Annotated in this window: 10 protein-coding genes; 6 read left to right on the forward strand and 4 right to left on the reverse strand. The window is 57.7% G+C overall.

The annotated features are described in order from the left end of the window. Positions 1-650: 650 nt before the first annotated feature. On the forward strand, positions 651-1808 hold the full coding sequence (locus ACT7DV_RS02585; protein WP_444660769.1) for a YihY/virulence factor BrkB family protein: 1158 nt from the start codon (positions 651-653) through the stop codon (positions 1806-1808). Here the strand turns inward: ACT7DV_RS02585 and ACT7DV_RS02590 are convergent. Continuing rightward, positions 1791-2510 (reverse strand): M50 family metallopeptidase, encoded by a 720-nt coding sequence (locus tag ACT7DV_RS02590; RefSeq protein ID WP_444660770.1) that lies wholly within the window; start codon positions 2508-2510, stop codon positions 1791-1793. The genes ACT7DV_RS02585 and ACT7DV_RS02590 overlap by 18 nt on opposite strands. A gap of 159 nt (positions 2511-2669) precedes the next feature. On the opposite strand from ACT7DV_RS02590, the gene ACT7DV_RS02595 reads away from it, so the two are divergent. Together ACT7DV_RS02595 and ACT7DV_RS02600 are read left to right on the forward strand one after the other, a co-directional pair. Next, positions 2670-2990 (forward strand): hypothetical protein, encoded by a 321-nt coding sequence (locus ACT7DV_RS02595; protein WP_146277725.1) that lies wholly within the window; start codon positions 2670-2672, stop codon positions 2988-2990. 109 nt (positions 2991-3099) lie between these two features. Next, positions 3100-6555: a TM0106 family RecB-like putative nuclease gene (locus ACT7DV_RS02600; RefSeq protein WP_444660771.1), complete on the forward strand. Its 3456-nt coding sequence runs from the start codon at positions 3100-3102 to the stop codon at positions 6553-6555. A 20-nt stretch (positions 6556-6575) separates the two neighbouring features. On the opposite strand, the gene ACT7DV_RS02605 is transcribed toward ACT7DV_RS02600, so the two are convergent. Then, positions 6576-7832, reverse strand: coding sequence for a polysaccharide deacetylase (locus ACT7DV_RS02605; RefSeq protein WP_444660772.1), 1257 nt, complete (start codon positions 7830-7832; stop codon positions 6576-6578). 224 nt (positions 7833-8056) lie between these two features. On the opposite strand from ACT7DV_RS02605, the gene ACT7DV_RS02610 reads away from it, so the two are divergent. The 3 genes from ACT7DV_RS02610 to ACT7DV_RS02620 are packed head-to-tail and all read left to right on the forward strand — an operon-like array spanning position 8057 to position 13530. Continuing rightward, on the forward strand, positions 8057-9517 hold the full coding sequence (locus ACT7DV_RS02610) for a DUF3375 domain-containing protein (RefSeq protein ID WP_444660773.1): 1461 nt from the start codon (positions 8057-8059) through the stop codon (positions 9515-9517). Next, a complete protein-coding gene (locus ACT7DV_RS02615) occupies positions 9514-10200 on the forward strand; it encodes a DUF4194 domain-containing protein (RefSeq protein ID WP_444660774.1) in 687 nt (228 codons plus the stop codon). Before ACT7DV_RS02610 ends, ACT7DV_RS02615 begins: the two co-directional genes overlap by 4 nt. A 3-nt stretch (positions 10201-10203) precedes the next feature. Further along, positions 10204-13530, forward strand: a complete 3327-nt coding sequence (locus tag ACT7DV_RS02620) for an ATP-binding protein (RefSeq protein WP_444660775.1) — start codon at positions 10204-10206, stop codon at positions 13528-13530. Between the two features lie 66 nt (positions 13531-13596). On the opposite strand, the gene ACT7DV_RS02625 is transcribed toward ACT7DV_RS02620, so the two are convergent. Further along, complete coding sequence (locus tag ACT7DV_RS02625; protein ID WP_444660776.1) at positions 13597-13941, reverse strand: DUF6176 family protein; 345 nt, start codon at positions 13939-13941, stop codon at positions 13597-13599. A 101-nt stretch (positions 13942-14042) separates the two neighbouring features. Continuing rightward, complete coding sequence (locus ACT7DV_RS02630; RefSeq protein ID WP_444660777.1) at positions 14043-16538, reverse strand: FtsX-like permease family protein; 2496 nt, start codon at positions 16536-16538, stop codon at positions 14043-14045. Positions 16539-16541: the final 3 nt, after the last annotated feature.

Below are 16541 nucleotides of genomic sequence, written 5' to 3' on the forward strand. Positions count from 1 at the left end.
TCAGGTCGTCCAAGACCATCTTCGTGCACCGCTCAGCGTCGCATTTCGACGTTGTATGAAGCACTACCCTGGCGAGCGGTTTGGAAGTCCCGGTAGTACCTGTTTCCCCAATAACACAGCGAGTGTTATCGAAACGTTATAAAGACCCTAACCCAGACCCCCGCCCCCTTCGCAACTCAGGAAACGTCCAGATTCCGCGTAATTACAGGTCACCATCTCGGAAAAAAATTAAATTTGGGCGGCACGAAGATCCTTAAACTCCTTGTGAACCGGCGAGAATGTTACAAATCTGAACTGGATATCAAACAAGTTTCTGTGATATAGCTTTCAATCCGTTCCCGTCCCCTGAAAAGCGCCAGAATCGCGTGTCAAGAGCGCCGCTTCGCACGCTCCATAGCGAGGTCCTTGGCAATCAGCAATCACCAATTTCGGCGCCTTGAGCATGAACATTTCTTCGAGGCGCCTCGGCCTCCCTGCGAGGACACTTGGATGCTCGCTCGGGAAGAAGACGCGACGCTGATCTAAATGACCTAGTCACCAGAGAGATGGTTAGGTAGTGTGATGTGCGAAAGCAGATCGTCGCACTGATGAATTCATTAGCCAGACAGGGGAAGCACATGCCAGACAAAGGCAGATTCACCAAAGAGCACATGAAAGAGTCTCTCAACTGCTTCCCCCGCGCATTGCGTGAATTCTTCAGAAACGATGGCTTGGATGTCGCAGCGTCCCTCTCGTACTTCATGGTTTTGGCCATGTTCCCGGGACTGTTGGCACTGATCTCGCTGCTGTCATTGGCAGGCGCCAGCGATAGCGGGACCAATTGGATCATGGAGATCCTGGAACAGGGTCTGGCTCCGAATGGCCAAGCATCGAATGGCGATTCGCAACAGCTGCTAGACACCACCGAGCAGCTGCTTGAAGGATTGGCATCGCAAGCCAGCGGAACCTTTTGGGCCATCCTCGCCGGTTCCCTCGGTGCTCTTTGGAGCACCTCTGGATATGTCACAGCGTTCGGCCGCAGCATGAATCGGCTCCATGGCGTGCCCGAAGGACGCCCGCAGTGGAAACGCCGTCCGCAGATGTTCCTCATCACCGTATTGATCATGCTGGTTGCAGTTCTCACGCTTGTCCTGCTGGTCACTTCAGGATCCATTGCCCGCGGTATCGGCAACGTCGTCGGCCTGGGCGATAGTTTCGTGTTGATGCTCAACATCGCCAAGCCGCCGATCATGCTGGTGATGATTCTTCTCGTGTTGGCATTGCTCTACTACTTCACCCCGAACGTCAAGCGTCCACGATTCCGCTGGTTCTCTGCCGGAACCCTTACCGCCCTCGTCATTTTGGGACTGTCCCTCGTTGGATTTGGAATCTATCTCTCGCAGTTCGCCAGCTATTCAGCTACCTACGGGACTATCGGCGGTGTCATTATCCTGGTGCTGGCCTGCTGGATCAGCAACATCGCGCTGCTGCTCGGCGCGCTGGTTGATATTGAGTTCATCCGCCTGCGCCGTCTGCGCGCCGGCTTGCCCGCGACCGACGACATCCTGCTCCCCCTGCGCGATGACACCCTGGTGGCCAAGCAAGAGCTGGCAAATTACAAGGACCTAGTCCAAGCGCAAGAAGTCCGCATCAATCATGGTGGCGACCCGCTCCAGGACATGGAAATGGATCCGCAGAGAACCGGCAAACGCAAGATGAAACTTCTGCCGATAGGAGCAGCTGCCACCGCCGCTTGGGTAATTTCCCGGGCCACGACGCGCCGAACGCTGCGCAAGGACATGAAAAACCGCTCAGAACAACGTCAATAGGCTGCTGCTTGCCCACCACAGCGCGCCCGCCCCAAGGGCAAGAATCGCCAAGAGCCACAGGCCAGCAAAGGTGTGCGTTGCCCGGGCAATCAAGTAGGCGTCGGACTGGGCCACGTCGCGGCGCCGCCAAGTATGTACTGCCAAGAGCTTCGCGTAGTCACGCAATCCTGCAATCAGCAAGAATCCTGCGATGAGCAGGGAGAGATAAAGGTAGGCCTCCACCGGGGCGAAGAAGACGACGCCCAAGGCGATGAGGGCACTGACCGTGCACACCACAAATGCCGGCCAGTTGCGGACAAAAACCAGTGCAAGCAGGAAGAAGAGCGCGTAGATCCCCAGCGCCTGGCCTGCGTAGCCGATGGAAATTGCCCAGAACATCAAAGCTGAAACCCACAACGGCGCGGGATATCCGAATATCCCTGAAACAATCACCGAGAATTTTCCGCGCCCGCGGCTCACGACTTCGCCGGAATGATCCCACCCCAACCGCAGTCCAGTGACAAATCTTCCGGTGAACAGCGCGGAGACGATATGGCCGAGTTCGTGGACCAGCGTTGAGTACAGTCCGGTAATGCGCCATGCTGGGGCCGGAATCACCATCGCCAGCACCACAGCAGCAATAATCAGCCATTGCCATGAGTTCAGATCGACAACCACCGGCTGTGCCAGGCGATGCCAGGCTTCAGCAATATCCAAATTCATTCGAGCTCCTCAATCGCCCATCGATGTTCCCCATTCTCGCAAGCACCTCCGGACTGCAGCAGATCCGACCCAGCCTTTCCCCTGCCTTCAGGGAAACATCACAGGTGCAAGGCATAATCTGCATAGCGAGATGTTGTGCAAAATATTTGGAGGATCTTCATGTCTCGCTTAGCTTCAACCGCATTGGCCGTCACCGGCTTGGCTGGCGGATACGCTACCGGCCGCGCCACCAAAAAACGCCCACTGGCCGCCGTGGTGCTCGGTGCAGCTGGCGTTGGCTCGTTCCTCATCTGGAAAAAGGATGCAGGCACAGCCAAGGCAATCGCACTGATTAGCGCTTATGTTGGCGGCTTCGGTGCTTCGCACCCATTGGCAAAGAAGATCGGTGCATGGCCAGCGGTCAACAGCGTCACTGCTGGCGTCGCACTGCTCTCCCTCTTGCTCGGCGGTTCCAAGAAGTCGAAGGACGAAATTTCCTGAGAACCAACAGGCAGTGAACCACGTCGTCCACGCTGCAGAACAATGATTCTGTCCGGGGCCGGTGCTACGTTGGCTAGGTAGATACCAGTCAGCGAAAGGCGCCGGCCCCGTGTTCTTTTTAGAGGATCAGTTCATCTTCTCGGCCAGTGACCTTGCCGTGTCTGTCGATTGCAATTTTCAGTCGTTATTTCTCCTGGACGTGAAACTTGGCCGCCGTCCAGCAGCAGAAAATGCCAGGGACGAAATGCTGGAACGCACCGCCATCCTCGGTGATGTCCACGAACACAATGTCCTGGAAGAACTGGTGCAAGCCTACGGCGACTATGATCCGGTCCAAGGCACCGGAGTCAAGCAATTCCATGACCGCCCAACGATGACTCCCGAAGGCTTGCGCGCAGCCCACGAGCAAACAATGCAAGTCTTGCGCAATGGAGCCGATGTCATTTTCCAAGCCACATTCTTTGATGGTTCCTTCATTGGATTCGCCGACTTCTTGGTGCGCCAGCCAGATGGTTCCTGGGCTGTTTGGGATACGAAGTTGGCTCGCCACGCGCGGGTCAGCGCCCTGTTGCAAGTTGCCGCCTACGCGGATCAGATGATCGCGGAAGGCATCAAAGTATCTGCCAAGACCACTCTCGTCCTCGGAGACGGCACGCATTCCGTTCACCGCGTGGATGAGGTGCTTCCGGTCTTCCAAGCCCAACGCGCACGCTTCTTGTCGATGATCCAGCAGCATCGCAAGTCCTCGGAGCCAGTTGCATGGAACTCGGATTTGATGCGCATTTGCGGCCGCTGCGATTACTGCGCTGAGCAAGCCCAGGCAACCCGAGACGTGTTGCTGGTGGCGGGAATGTCCATGGTGCAACGTGAAAAACTGCGAAAACGCGGCGTATTCACCATCGACCAATTAGCTGCCCTGGAAGCACCGCCTGAATCCTCGCTGGCTCGAATAATCGATCAGGCGCAAATGCAGCTTGGGTTGGGCCGCGTTGATGGAGAGGTCCAAGGCGTCAGTTTCAGGATCAAATCCAGCCAAACCATTTCGCAGCTTCCTGCTCCCGACACCGGCGATATTTTCTTTGATTTTGAAGGCGACCCGCTATATCAGGATCGTACCGACGGCTCGTGGGGTTTGGAATACCTGTTCGGAGTCATCGAACATGACACCGGGGAACCGGTGTTCAAGCCCTTCTGGGCGCACAGCCGCGCCGAGGAACGCCAGGCGTTCCTGGATTTCATCAGCTACGTTCAGCAACGCCGGCAGCGGTATCCGAACATGAAGATCTACCACTACGCCGCTTACGAAAAGAGCGCCCTGCGCAAGCTCTCGCAGGTGCACATCGCGGGTGAAGAAGAAGTCGATACCTGGCTGCGCGAGAACCTCCTCGTGGACCTGTATGAAACCGTCCGAAATTCCTTAGTGGTCTCCACCCGTTCATACTCCATCAAGAAACTTGAGCCGCTATACATGGGCCAGCATCTGCGCGCCGGAGACGTCACCGATGCCGGCGCCTCAGTAGTTGCCTACGCACAGTACATGCAGGCACGCGATGCGCACGATACTCCCACAGCCAACGAGATACTGGCCTCGATTGCCGACTACAACGAGTACGACTGCCTCTCGACCCTGCGCTTGCGCGACTGGCTGCTTTCCCTCGAAGAACACCAGCCTCAAAGCCTTCCTGCTATTCCATTGCAGGAGGAATCCAAAGAACAGTACGAGCCCAGCGCGGAAGAACTGCGTTTGCAGGACTACCTGGCAAACCTTCCCCAGGGACAGGCACTTAGTGATGACGACCGCGCCATCGCCATGGTGGCTGCCGCTACCGGCTATAACCGCCGGGAGAAAAAGCAGTTTTGGTGGGAGCACTTCGACCGGCTCTCCGCACCAATTGATGACTGGAGCGATGTCCGCGGAGTTTTCTCGGTGGATAGCGCCGAAGTCCTCGAAGAATGGCACAAGCCCACCGAACGGGCCCGGACCTTCACGCGGATCACCAAGCTCAATGGCGCGCTGGCCGAAGGTTCGCTGCTCTCCCCCGGGTCATCGGTATTTGCCATGTTTACGGCCCCTCTGCCTGAGGGCATGGAAGTCGACCAGTCGCTTCGTGGAGGAGCATTTAACGCAACCGTGGTGGAAGTTGGTGAAGGATGGATTATCGTCTCTGAAAAATCGAGCGGCAAGATCCCTCCCTACGGTTCACTTCCCATGGCGTTGACCCCCGATAAGCCGTTGATGACCAAGAGCATCGATGATGCCCTGCTGGAGATTGCCCAAAAAGTCGGATCCACTGTCCCGGTTCTGCCGCAACAGCCGGGAATCGATATCTTGCGCCGTACCGCCCCGCGATTCAAAACGCTCACGGCACCCGCAGCACCGATGATGGCCGACGGCCAGCCCCAGATCTATCAAGCGGTCGTGGAGTCGTTGAAAGATCTTGACCATTCATACCTTGCCGTCCAAGGTCCTCCCGGCACTGGAAAAACCTTCGTGGCTTCCCACGTGATCCGCGAGCTGATCAATGAAGGATGGAAAATCGGGGTCGTGGCCCAGTCCCACGCAGTGGTTGAAAATGTGTTGCGCAAAGCAGTCGAGGCGGGAGTAGACCCGGAAGTAGTCGCCAAGGAGGTCAAGCACAAGGATCCAGTACCGTGGGCCGGAACCTCCAAGGACTCGATCTCTGAAGTTCTGGGTTCGGCCGATGGCGCGCTCATTGGCGGCACGGCTTGGACCCTCACCGGGTCCAAGGTGCCCGCTGGCAGTCTCGACTTGCTGGTCATCGACGAGGCCGGCCAGTTCTCGCTGGCCAATACCTTGGCCGTCTCTCGAGCTGCGCGCAACCTTTTGCTGCTCGGCGATCCGCAACAGCTGCCCCAGGTTACCCAGGGATCGCATCCGCAGCCCGTTGACGAATCGGCCTTGGGGTGGCTCTCTGCTGGCGAACCCGTGCTGCCGCCACAGCTGGGCTATTTCCTGGCTGCTTCATGGCGCATGCACCCGGAACTATGTGCCAAGGTTTCGGCCTTGAGCTATGACCACCAGCTGTTTTCGGCCCCGGCTGCGGGTCAGCGTGTGCTTGAAGGCACGCCTGCGGGAGTGAGCACTACGCTGGTCGCGCACCGTGGCAACACCGTTAGCTCAGTCGAGGAAGCCGAAACCATCGCCCAGCTAGTTCGCGATCATCTTGGCATGCTGTGGACTCCCGGCCCCAGTAAACCCCAACGAGCGTTGGAACCCACCGACATGCTGGTAGTCGCCGCATACAACGCCCAGGTCAATCTGGTTCGCGAGGTACTGGCCTCGAAGGGGCTGGACGCGGTCAAAGTCGGGACTGTGGACAAGTTCCAGGGCCAAGAAGCGCCGATTGTCTTGATGACCATGGCCTGCTCCAGCGCGGACGATGCTTCTCGAGGCATCGAGTTCCTCTTGAATCGAAACCGGGTTAACGTCGCCGTCTCCCGAGGACAGTGGAAAGCGATTATCGTGCGCAGCGAGCGGCTCACCGATTATCTGCCGTCTTCCCCGCAGGCACTGTCACAACTCGGTGCGTTCATGGCGTTGTAGGTTGGTGCTCATCGATCCGCTCATTTCCTGGCCGGGTCGATGACTTTTTCAACGTCGAAGAAGGAACCCAGGACCGGGCGGTCGCCCCTTTCTTCCTTGGCAAATTGCAGCCCGTCAACGTTGATGCGCATTTGGCGCTGATAATCTGAGCGCTGCTGCATCCAGGATTCTGTGGTGCCATCCACGCCATAGAAGTACCTGAACCCTTGTTTCTTCAGGTACTCATAGCGGGGACCCGAATATTCGCTGGTGTGCGCTATGTCAGAGCCAAAAGGATAAATGAACTGGTCTGTCGCTCCAACGATCGGTTCAACCTCTTTTTTCCAAAGCTTGGTATCGCGTTCCAGCCGACCCATGCTGACCGTTCCGGTCTGGATGTGGCCCCATGAATGCGACGCGAAGACCCAACCGGTTTCCTTCATGGATTTTGCGATCGCAGTAGCCTTTTCCTGATCTTCTTTCAGATTCTTGTTATTCGGATACTGGCTCGCAGAGGTGCGGTAGCCGAACACGCCGTTATAGCCGGTCATTGCTACCAAACCTCGTGCTCCGCGATAGGTGAAGTCCGGGTGCTTGTTGATGAAGTCGTCAACCATCGTGGTCACGTCGTAGGCACCGATGTGTTTTTTACCGGTAGCATCGACATATTCGTTGCGGACTTTGCCATCTTCATCGAGCACCAGCTTGCTGGCGAAGCCATCGCCTTCCATATATTCGTAGTAGCTGACATCATCAACGGAAAGCACCAGGGGCTTTTTGCCTTTGGGGAGCATGATCTTTCGATATTCCATCTTCTTCTGCTTATTGAGGCCAGCGAAGTCATGCGGATTGACCAGTACATAGTCTTTTGCATAAAGAGATGAAAGGATCGCGGAAAATTCCTTTTGGGTCACCATGTAGTCTTCGTATCCAGCAGAACTGCTTTCCTTGTCGAAGGCGCGGTCGGTGTCCACAATGAGCGAGTGGAAAAACAAGTGCGGAATTTTATCCGGCTGATCCCACGCCGTGGTGTGTTCTTTCTCGTCTTCGAGTCCGGCGACCATTGAAGACAGGCTGTCGTCACTGTCTTTTTTGGCAAGTTTTATCGCGGCGTCATAGTCATAGCCATCAGCGAGCCTGTTGATTTCGGCTTTAACGCTGCTGACGCGCTGTTGTTCCTGTTGTGATTGCTCCAGTGCGGCAGAATCCGAGCTCGGGGTTTCCGGGGTGGTTTGCGCGCTACAGGCTGCCAACGCCATGGCAAGGCCGACGGATACTGCTAAGCGCAAGGACTTCATTGATTGCCCCCTCCGTGCATTCTGTCTTGGCTATGAGCTGACAGAAAACAGGTTGTCATCTTCATAATTCGACCCTACACAGAATGAGGTTTTGGCAACACCCCCGGCAACTGATTCTTTCCCAAGGCCCGGGATTAACGGGCAGGAGCAATGGATTCACATTTACTGTTGAGGCCGATGATTTAGAATTGTTTAGTTAGGCGTCCTAAAGATCAAGGAAGTACATGCAGCCCTCGCACCGCGCGAATAGTTTGTGGCTTCAAGCTCAACAGTTCAAAGGCTCGGCAGCATATCGTCTTCTGACGGCCCAACCATGGGCGGTTGCCTTCATCCGAGCCGAGTTCACCGCCGATCGCTCCCGCGTAGCGCTAGAGCTGTTCCATGCTTCATTGGATTCGTTCTTGAAGCAGGCGCGTCAAAGCGACGAGCAAATTCCGCAGTCATACTGTGCCCAGGATTTTGCCGAGACCTGGGTCAAGCAAGGAATTCTCGCGCGGCCGCTGATCGATGGGCGTTTCGTTTACGAGCCCAGCGCGCAGACCCTGCGCACATTGCGCTTCCTCTCAGACTTTTCCACCGACGATTCCCACCTGAACTCCTCGCGCTTGAACACCTTGCTTTCATCGCTGGAATCCCTGGTGCATGAAACGGACCCGGATCCTGAAGCCCGAATCCGCGCCTTGGAATCCCAGATCGCCCAGCGCCAGGCGCAAATTGAGCAGTTGCGCAGCGGGGATGATCCCGCGGTGCTCTCGCGCACAACAGCCTTGTCCGCAACGCGTTCGCTGTTGGACCTCGCCTCCAGCCTTCCTGCGGACTTCCGCCGCATGCGCGATGGTGTCCAAGACATGCTGCACTCCCTTCGCGAAGGCATCCTCGATGCTTCTACCGCCAAGGGCGTCGCGGTGGGCCAGGTGCTCGAAGCCGATCGCCAATTGCGCTCAACCGCTGAAGGCGAAACGTTCAGCGGATTCACCGAATTCCTGAATTCTCCCGATGCCCAGCAGCGCTTCCGTTCAGCATTGGCAGAAGTGCTCGAACGCGAATTTGTTGACGACCTCGATGCCACCGAGCGCCAGATCCTCACCAACCTGCTGCGCGAGCTGCGCCGGCAGGCGGCCGAAGTCCATGCGTCCTACGGCAAGCTTTCCGAATCCCTGCATGCGTTCGTCCAGTCCGAGGACTACAAGCAGGCGGAGCTTCTGCGCCAGGCTGTCAGGGAAGCCGAGCTGGCCATCACCAAGTCGTCGGCGCTCAAGCCGCGCAGCGGCCTGGCCCCGATGGATTTGTACACTCCACAGCTGATGACGCTCTCCGGCTTGGGGATCTACGATCCGTCCGAACATGTTGCGCCTCCCCCGCTGGCCCAGGCACCGGAATTCAGCGAGGCCGACATTGTCCGCAGTCCCGCGACGCCACAAGCCAATATGCCATTGCTGCGCGAGTCGATTACCCGGCAGTTGAATCACGCGCCAGCCGGAGCGGTGGGCATGGATGAAGTATTCGCCGCTTTGGACGATGAGCATCGGCATTTGAATACCATCCGCGCACTAGTTGAGATCGGGCGCACCAATGGCGAATCGCTCAACGAGGCTGAATTGGTCAACATCGATTTCCAGCAACTTGATGGTTCCATGAGAACCGCCATCCTGCCCGCTTTAAGCTTCACGAAGGAGCCGCTATGACCACGAGCGATGCCTGTGCCGCACCGATCGCCGAACCGCTGTTCGACGGTGATACCGGAAAATACTCCCTGCCTTTGCGCCAATTGCTGGTTCGCCTCTTGCGGGGACCCTACCTTGATGGCTCGGTGGATGCCTCCGCTTGGCAGCTCTTGCTTGATCAGCAGCAGACGATCACCGATTACTTCTCGGAGATCTTCTTGGCGTTGACCATGGATATGGACCGCAAAATTGCGATGCTGTCTCCGGTCCAGATTGACCAGGTCCACACCGCGCCGATCGCGCCTCGCCGTCCGCTGAAACGCGATGAAACCCTCTTGGCACTGCGCCTGCGGCTTTTGCTGGAGCAGCAGTCCGGCAACGGCAGCGACGCGGTGGCCTCACGGGCCACCATGCACGAGATCCTGGCCGAGCACCGTCAGGCCACTGACCGTGATGACAAGAGATTTGCCGAATCCTGTGATGCCGCCATCTCCCGTCTGCAATCCCTGCGATTGCTGACCAGCACCGAGCTGGAGAACGAATTCCGCATCTCTCCGGCGTTGGCCATGGCACTGCCGCTGAGCAGCATTCAAGACATTCCGCGCTACATCGCGGCGATTGATGCCAACGAGCCGGCTTTTAACCTTTCGCCCGACGACAACGATGAACTTGCTGAACAGTCCCCCGAGTTGGTGCAGGAGTAACCGATGAGCATTGAAATGACTCTTCCGCTGGGCGGCGCGATCAACCCCGGCCAGCATCGCCTCAGCCGGGTGCAGATTGTCAACTGGGGCACCTTCCACGGGCTGCACGACCTGTCCGTGGACCGGGCCGGGACACTGGTCACCGGGCATCCTGGTGTTGGTAAATCCACACTGTTCGATGCCATGGGCCACGTATTTTTCGCGACTCCCCGCCTCAATGAATCAGCTAACGACGCGGCCACCCGCGAAGACCGGCGCACCACCTTCTCCTATATGCGCGGACGCCAATTCAAGACCAGCGAAGGCACCGTTTACCAGCGTCCGGGGGCCACCTGGAGCGCCATCATCCTCAGCTACGAGGACGGCATGGGCAATACGGTGACTGCCGGGGCCGTTTTTGATCTGCCTGATGCCGGGCTGGAAGGCCAAGTTTCCAAGCACTACCTGTTGTGCGAAGGCAAGGTGGATATTGCTGAGCTGGAAAACCACGGACCGCGTCGCTTCACCGTCTCCTCGCTGTCCAAGGCGCTAGCTCCCACCGAAGCCTTCGATACCCACAAGGCGTTTATTGAGCGTCTTCGCCGCCGCCTTGGGGTGGAAAGCGATAAGGCCTTTGCCTTGTTGCGCACCCTGCAAAACGGCAAGGGCCTGGCCAAAGGCGTCAACCAGTTCTTCCGCCATGAAGTTCTCGAAGAACCGGCAACACTCAAAGCCGCCGCCGCGGCAGTTGAGGACTTCGCGCACCTTCGTGGCATCTATCGCCAATTGGACACCGCCCGTGCCCAGCGTGACGCGCTGGCCGAAGTTCCCCAGCAGGATCTGGCCTACCGCCAGTTGGCCGAGAAAATCACCGAAACCCGCCACCTGCTGGACAGCGACGTGCAGGCCCTGGAAGCCCAGGTCCGCCAGCTGGTCATGCGCAATGATCTCTCCGCCCACCAGAGCGAACTAGCTGCACTGCAGGCCGAAGAAGGGGAACTTCGAGCGCGCAAGGAGCAGCTCGATGACCAGCTGCAGTCCTTGGAAGCGGCGCACGATTCGGCCGGCTCCGCCTCGCTCATGCTTCTGGAGCGCGAGGCCGATGTTGCTCGAAAAGCGCTGAGCGAAAAGGAAAATTCCCTCCGCGCGCTGCAGCAACAGGCGACAGAAGCTGGATTGAGCTTTGAGTTCTCCGCCACCGGCTTGGATGAGTTGCGTGCCAATGCGGCCCGCACTTTGCAACAGCTGTCATCGATCACCCACGACGCGCAAACCGTGGAATATGAAGCCATGGCATCGTTGGTCAATTTGCGCAAGCGCGCCGAGACGCTGGCCGAGCAGATCCGCTCCTATCAACGCCGCGCCAGCAACATTGATGACCGGTCCATCGCAGCACGCCGGGCAATCGCTTCGGCGTGTTCGCTGAGCGAAGACCAGCTGCCTTTTGCCGGCGAGCTGATGGATGTTTCCGCTGACTCCTCGACCTGGCGCCTGGCTGCCGAGAAGGCCCTGCATTCCTTGGCCCGCACCCTGCTGGTACCGGGCGACCTGCTGGGGCAGGTGACCCATGCCATCGACCAGCTTGATGGCCTAGGACGTGTTCGATGGATCGATATTTCCCAGCAGCCCAAGGCGGGTGCGGCGGGCCCGGCAGATCTGGTCACCAAACTCGACTTTGCGCCAGGCGATGCGGGCAACTGGCTGAAGTCGAAGATCACCGCGGATTATCCGCTGGCTTGCGTAGATAACGATGCCGCCATGCATGTGCATCCCAAAGCCATTACCCCTGCAGGCACCATGAAAACCGGTGCCGGAACCTTTGAACGCGATACTCGCGGACTTCCGGCCTCCGAATACTTGCTCGGCTTCACCAACGAATCAAAGATCTCCGAGCTGCAATCCAAGGCTGTGCGACTGGAGGAAAAAATCGCGCAGGCTCAAGCGTCTGCCGATGAACGCAGCGCCGCCAAGAATAAGGTGGTTGCCAAGTCGCTGCTGCTCAAGGCAATCATTGCCGACGAGCGCAGCTTCAGCCAATTGGATTCTTCCCCGGCTTTGGAAGCGTTGCGGCGTGGCGAACAGAAGCTTGGCGATGCCCTGTCGCTCTCGGGTGATTCCTCACGAGTGCGCCAGCAGATTGAAGCAGCCAAGGCCGAAGCGGAAAAGCTTGTCGGCGACCTTGCACTTGTCCGTTCCCGCATCCAGGATCTGCAGCTCCAGGTAGAGCGTGCTCAGCAGGTCCTGGCCACGGCACAGGAGCCGGCTGGCGATTGGGAGCAATCGATTCCGGCGTCATTGCGCCAGCATCAGTTGCTGGGCCCGGTCCTTGACCAGGCCATTTCAGGCAAGTGCCCGCCCAGTGAGCAAATCAGCGAGGCCTTCGCCGAGGTCAAGCTGCAGCTGGGAAGCCAGATGAACTCGCTGAACAGCCAGCACCAGGAAATTGGTAGCGCCCTGAGTGAAACTTTCCGTCGCTTTGCCCGTGATTTTGGCACCTCGCACGCCCAAACCCACGGTACTTCCGCGGAGGCAGCCGAGCACTACACGCAGCTGCACGATCAGATTGTTGCCGATGGCCTGCCGCACCACGAAGCACAGTTCCGTGAATACTTCGCCAACCGCTCCTACGAGCGCTTCAGCGATCTGTTGCAGTTGCTTGATGAAGAGCGGCGCATGATCTCCGAACGCATCAAGCCGTTGAACCAGATTCTGGCCGAAGTGACCTTCGAGCATGGATCCATCCTGCGCCTGGAGGTCGAGAATTCGATTCCTGTGGAGGCCGGGAACTTCCGCAAGGAGTTGAAGGATGCCTTGCAGGAGGCCTACACGACCAAGGATGAAACGACCTTGGCCACGTCCTATCAGGCGCTGGAATCCCTCGTTACCGCCTTGAGCGATCCTTCACTAAATGCGTGGCGCTCCACTGTGTTGGATGTTCGTCAACATGTGATTATTAGCTGCAATGAGCACAAGACCAATGGTGAAATCGAAACCGGCTTGGAACCTGGAACCCTGTCCGGTGGCGAGGGTCAGCGTTTTACTTCCTTCATCATGGGTGCTGCTTTGGCCTACCAGCTGGGCTTCGCTTCGGCAGGCTTCACTTCCTTCGGCACGGTGATGATCGATGAAGCGTTCATTCAGGCCAATTCGGAGTATGCCGCTGCCGGTATACGCGCCCTGCAGGAATTCGGCTTCCACCTCGTGCTTGCCGCGCCGGAAGACAAGATCGACCTGAGCCGGCATCTGGGGTCGATTACCGACATCATCAAGCACCCGGGATCCAATATCTCTGGCTTCGTGACCACCGGCCGTTCACCGGCCATGGCCACCACCATCACGCTGCGCAGCTAGCGCCCCACCCGCCATTAAAGGTCCAGTTCCTCTGTGAACTGGACCTTTAATTTCGTGGTGCTGCATTCACTTCATGAGGGACTGAATGCGTTCAGGGATCATATTCACTCGAGGGTGCAGATCCTGCGGTGCGTAGTCGGGGTCAATGCATTCTTTCCAATACCTCAAGTGGGCCTTGTCGATCTCGTGGTTCGAGTCCTTGACATCGACACCGTTCTTGCCTTGGATGCTGTACCAGTACAGGTACTCGACCCCGTCGATGCTTTCGCTAAAGATCGTTTCTACGTACATCTCTTCTTGCTCCAAGGTCTCAAGTACCGCAGGCAAGCTGGAGTTAAGCAGTTCCATCCATTCGTTGACCGAGGCAGTCTTTCCGGGAAGCACTCGGAACCGGGTGAGTTCTATGTTCATAGGGCCAATTTATATCTGCAGCTGCAATTGCAACGAAAAGGCCGAGCCCGGAAAACAGGATTGCTGTTATTCCGGGCCCGGCCTTGAGCGCTACGCGGCTATTACTCGGTTGCCAAGCCTTCTACTGGTGAAAGTCTTGCAGCCCGTCGTCCTGGGGTGATGGATGCCAGGAGCGCAGCGATCACGCTCACGGCAAGGACTGCTGCCAGCTGCCACCACGGGATGGAGTAGGTCAAGGTTCCCATGGATGCCAATGCCGACTGGGCACCCAGCAAGCCGTAGGCAACTCCGAGGACCATGCCGAGCAAGGCCGCGACACCACCGATAAGGACCGCTTCGGTAGCCAGCATGCTTTGCAGCTGCTTCTTCTTCAGTCCCAATGCCCGAAGCAGCGAGTTCTCGCGGGTGCGTTCAAGCACCGAGAGGCTGAGCGTATTGGCGACGCCAATCAATGCGATGAGCACCGCGACGGCAAGGAGCGCCGAAACAATGGTCAGAAGCACATCAATGATCTGCGTGAACATCGACTTCATGACTACGCCGCCGTCAATCATCGAGGATTCGACGCCGGTGATGTCCGAAATTTCGGTCACCAGCTCATTGATCTGCGAGCCTGCGATACTGGAATCCACCTTGACGATGATTCCGGGGTATGAACTCGGGTCCTTGATGTCCAAGGTTTTGAAGGTCTCATTGGTGATCAGGTTTCCTGAGAGCAGCGCGCCTGATTTTTTGACCTTGAGCGACTGTCCGGCGACCTCGATGGATTTCTGGTCGGTCTCCCACTGGGACAAGATCAGCTCGCCGTTCTCGGGCACGACCTTCTGGTCCAGAACTGTCTTGGCGTACTGCTGCGGATCAACAGCAATCAGCTGAATGTTGACCGGTTCGCCCATGTCCAGATCCGCATCGGCATAGGAACTGGTGAAAGTCGAAGTTGCGCTGACGCCGTCAACGCCATCGATCGTCTTGGCCAGCTCTTCCGCTTTGGCTTTGCTGGTCGCTCCATCGTAGAACGAGACCATCATGTCCACGGGGTACTCGGCAGCCACCGAATTGTTCAGGCTGGCTTTGGCGGTCTGGCCGCCAACCATGATCATCGAAACCAATGTCACGCCGATCAGCAAGGCAGTAGCCGTGGCAGTGGTGCGCCCTGGATTACGCACCGCGTTCAATGCAGCCAGGCGGCGGGAAGTCGACTTGCCGGCAATTGCCTTGCCGATACCGGCGACGCTGCTCGGTACGAACAGCGAGGCGAGCATCAAGATCCCCGGGAACGACACCAAACCGCCCAGGAAGGCTACGACCAGATTCCCCTTGACTGCGCCGAAGACCAATAGGCCAACACCGATGAGGGCCAACGCCGATCCAAAGACGATGCGCACAATGCCCGCGCGGTTCTTCACGCTGGCAGCATCAAACGGGCGCAGAGCGGCCAGTGGCGCCAGCTTCATGGCCCGGCGAGCAGGCAAGCTTGCAGCAACAACCGTCATCAAGATGCCGACAGCAATTGGAACCGCGAGACCGATAGGGGTCATCGAGAGCGTTGCGTAAGACATGGCAGGCACCAGGGTGTGCAGCAGCTGGATCAAACCAGCCATCAACGCGATGGCCAGCAAGACGCCAATCACTGATGCCACGATGCCAATCACGAGGGCTTCAATCAGTACCGAGCTGCGGATCTGCTTGCGCTTGGCGCCCAGGGTGCGAAGCAGCGCCAATTCCCGGGTTCGCTGTGCAATCACCACAGAGAACGTGTTGACTACAACCAGGCCGGTAACCACGAGCGCGATCAAAGCGAAAATAATCAGGATGATGCTCAGCTGGTCGGTGCCACCGGTCATCTGGGCCACTTCGTCAATAACCTTTTGATCCGCAGTGACCACTGCGACGTCAATTTTCTTCTGGTCTGCAAAGTAGTCTTGCAGGTCCTGCCGAACAGCATCAATGGAACCATCGCTATTGATGACGATGTCGCGGAATATGGCGCTGTCGCCGGCGAAGTGGTTCCATGCCTTTTCGCTCATGCCGCCCAGGGCGTAGGCGGAAGTCTGCGGGTTAGCCGACGAACGCTGAATGCCGACAATGTTGATGTTCTGGGTCTTCCCCTGGTCGTCGCTCAGGGCCACAACATCGCCGACGGAGATGCCCATGTCCTTGGCATGCGAATCATCGATGATCATCTCGTTGTTGGCCAGCGGAGCGCGGCCTTCGAGAAGTTCCATTCCGCCCAACCCCTGATTCGGGTCGACCGGCTGGGTTTGAATGGTGTATCCGTTATCCGCAGTATGCAATTGGCCATAGGCGTAGCCCAATCCATAGGCGGTAGACACTCCGGGGAGATTGCGAACGCCATTGATTTCTTTGGCGGTGAGCTCGGTTGTCTGGTCAGGGTCGGCGCTTGGGCTTGGATCCCAGTAGGCCACCAAGTCGGCGGACTTGTAAGAATCCCCCAAGGAATTCTTCAAGGTCGCCTGTGTTGACGAATTCACTGCCAGCGTTGCCGCGAGGAACGCGGTGCCGATGGCTACGGCAAGCACGACGGCGATATAGCGCCGGGCGTAGGTCTTGATATTAGAAAGTGCTACGTGCAGCATCGT

Origin of the sequence: Glutamicibacter sp. TV12E, from assembly GCF_052441935.1 — a bacterium.
GTDB lineage: Bacteria > Actinomycetota > Actinomycetes > Actinomycetales > Micrococcaceae > Glutamicibacter.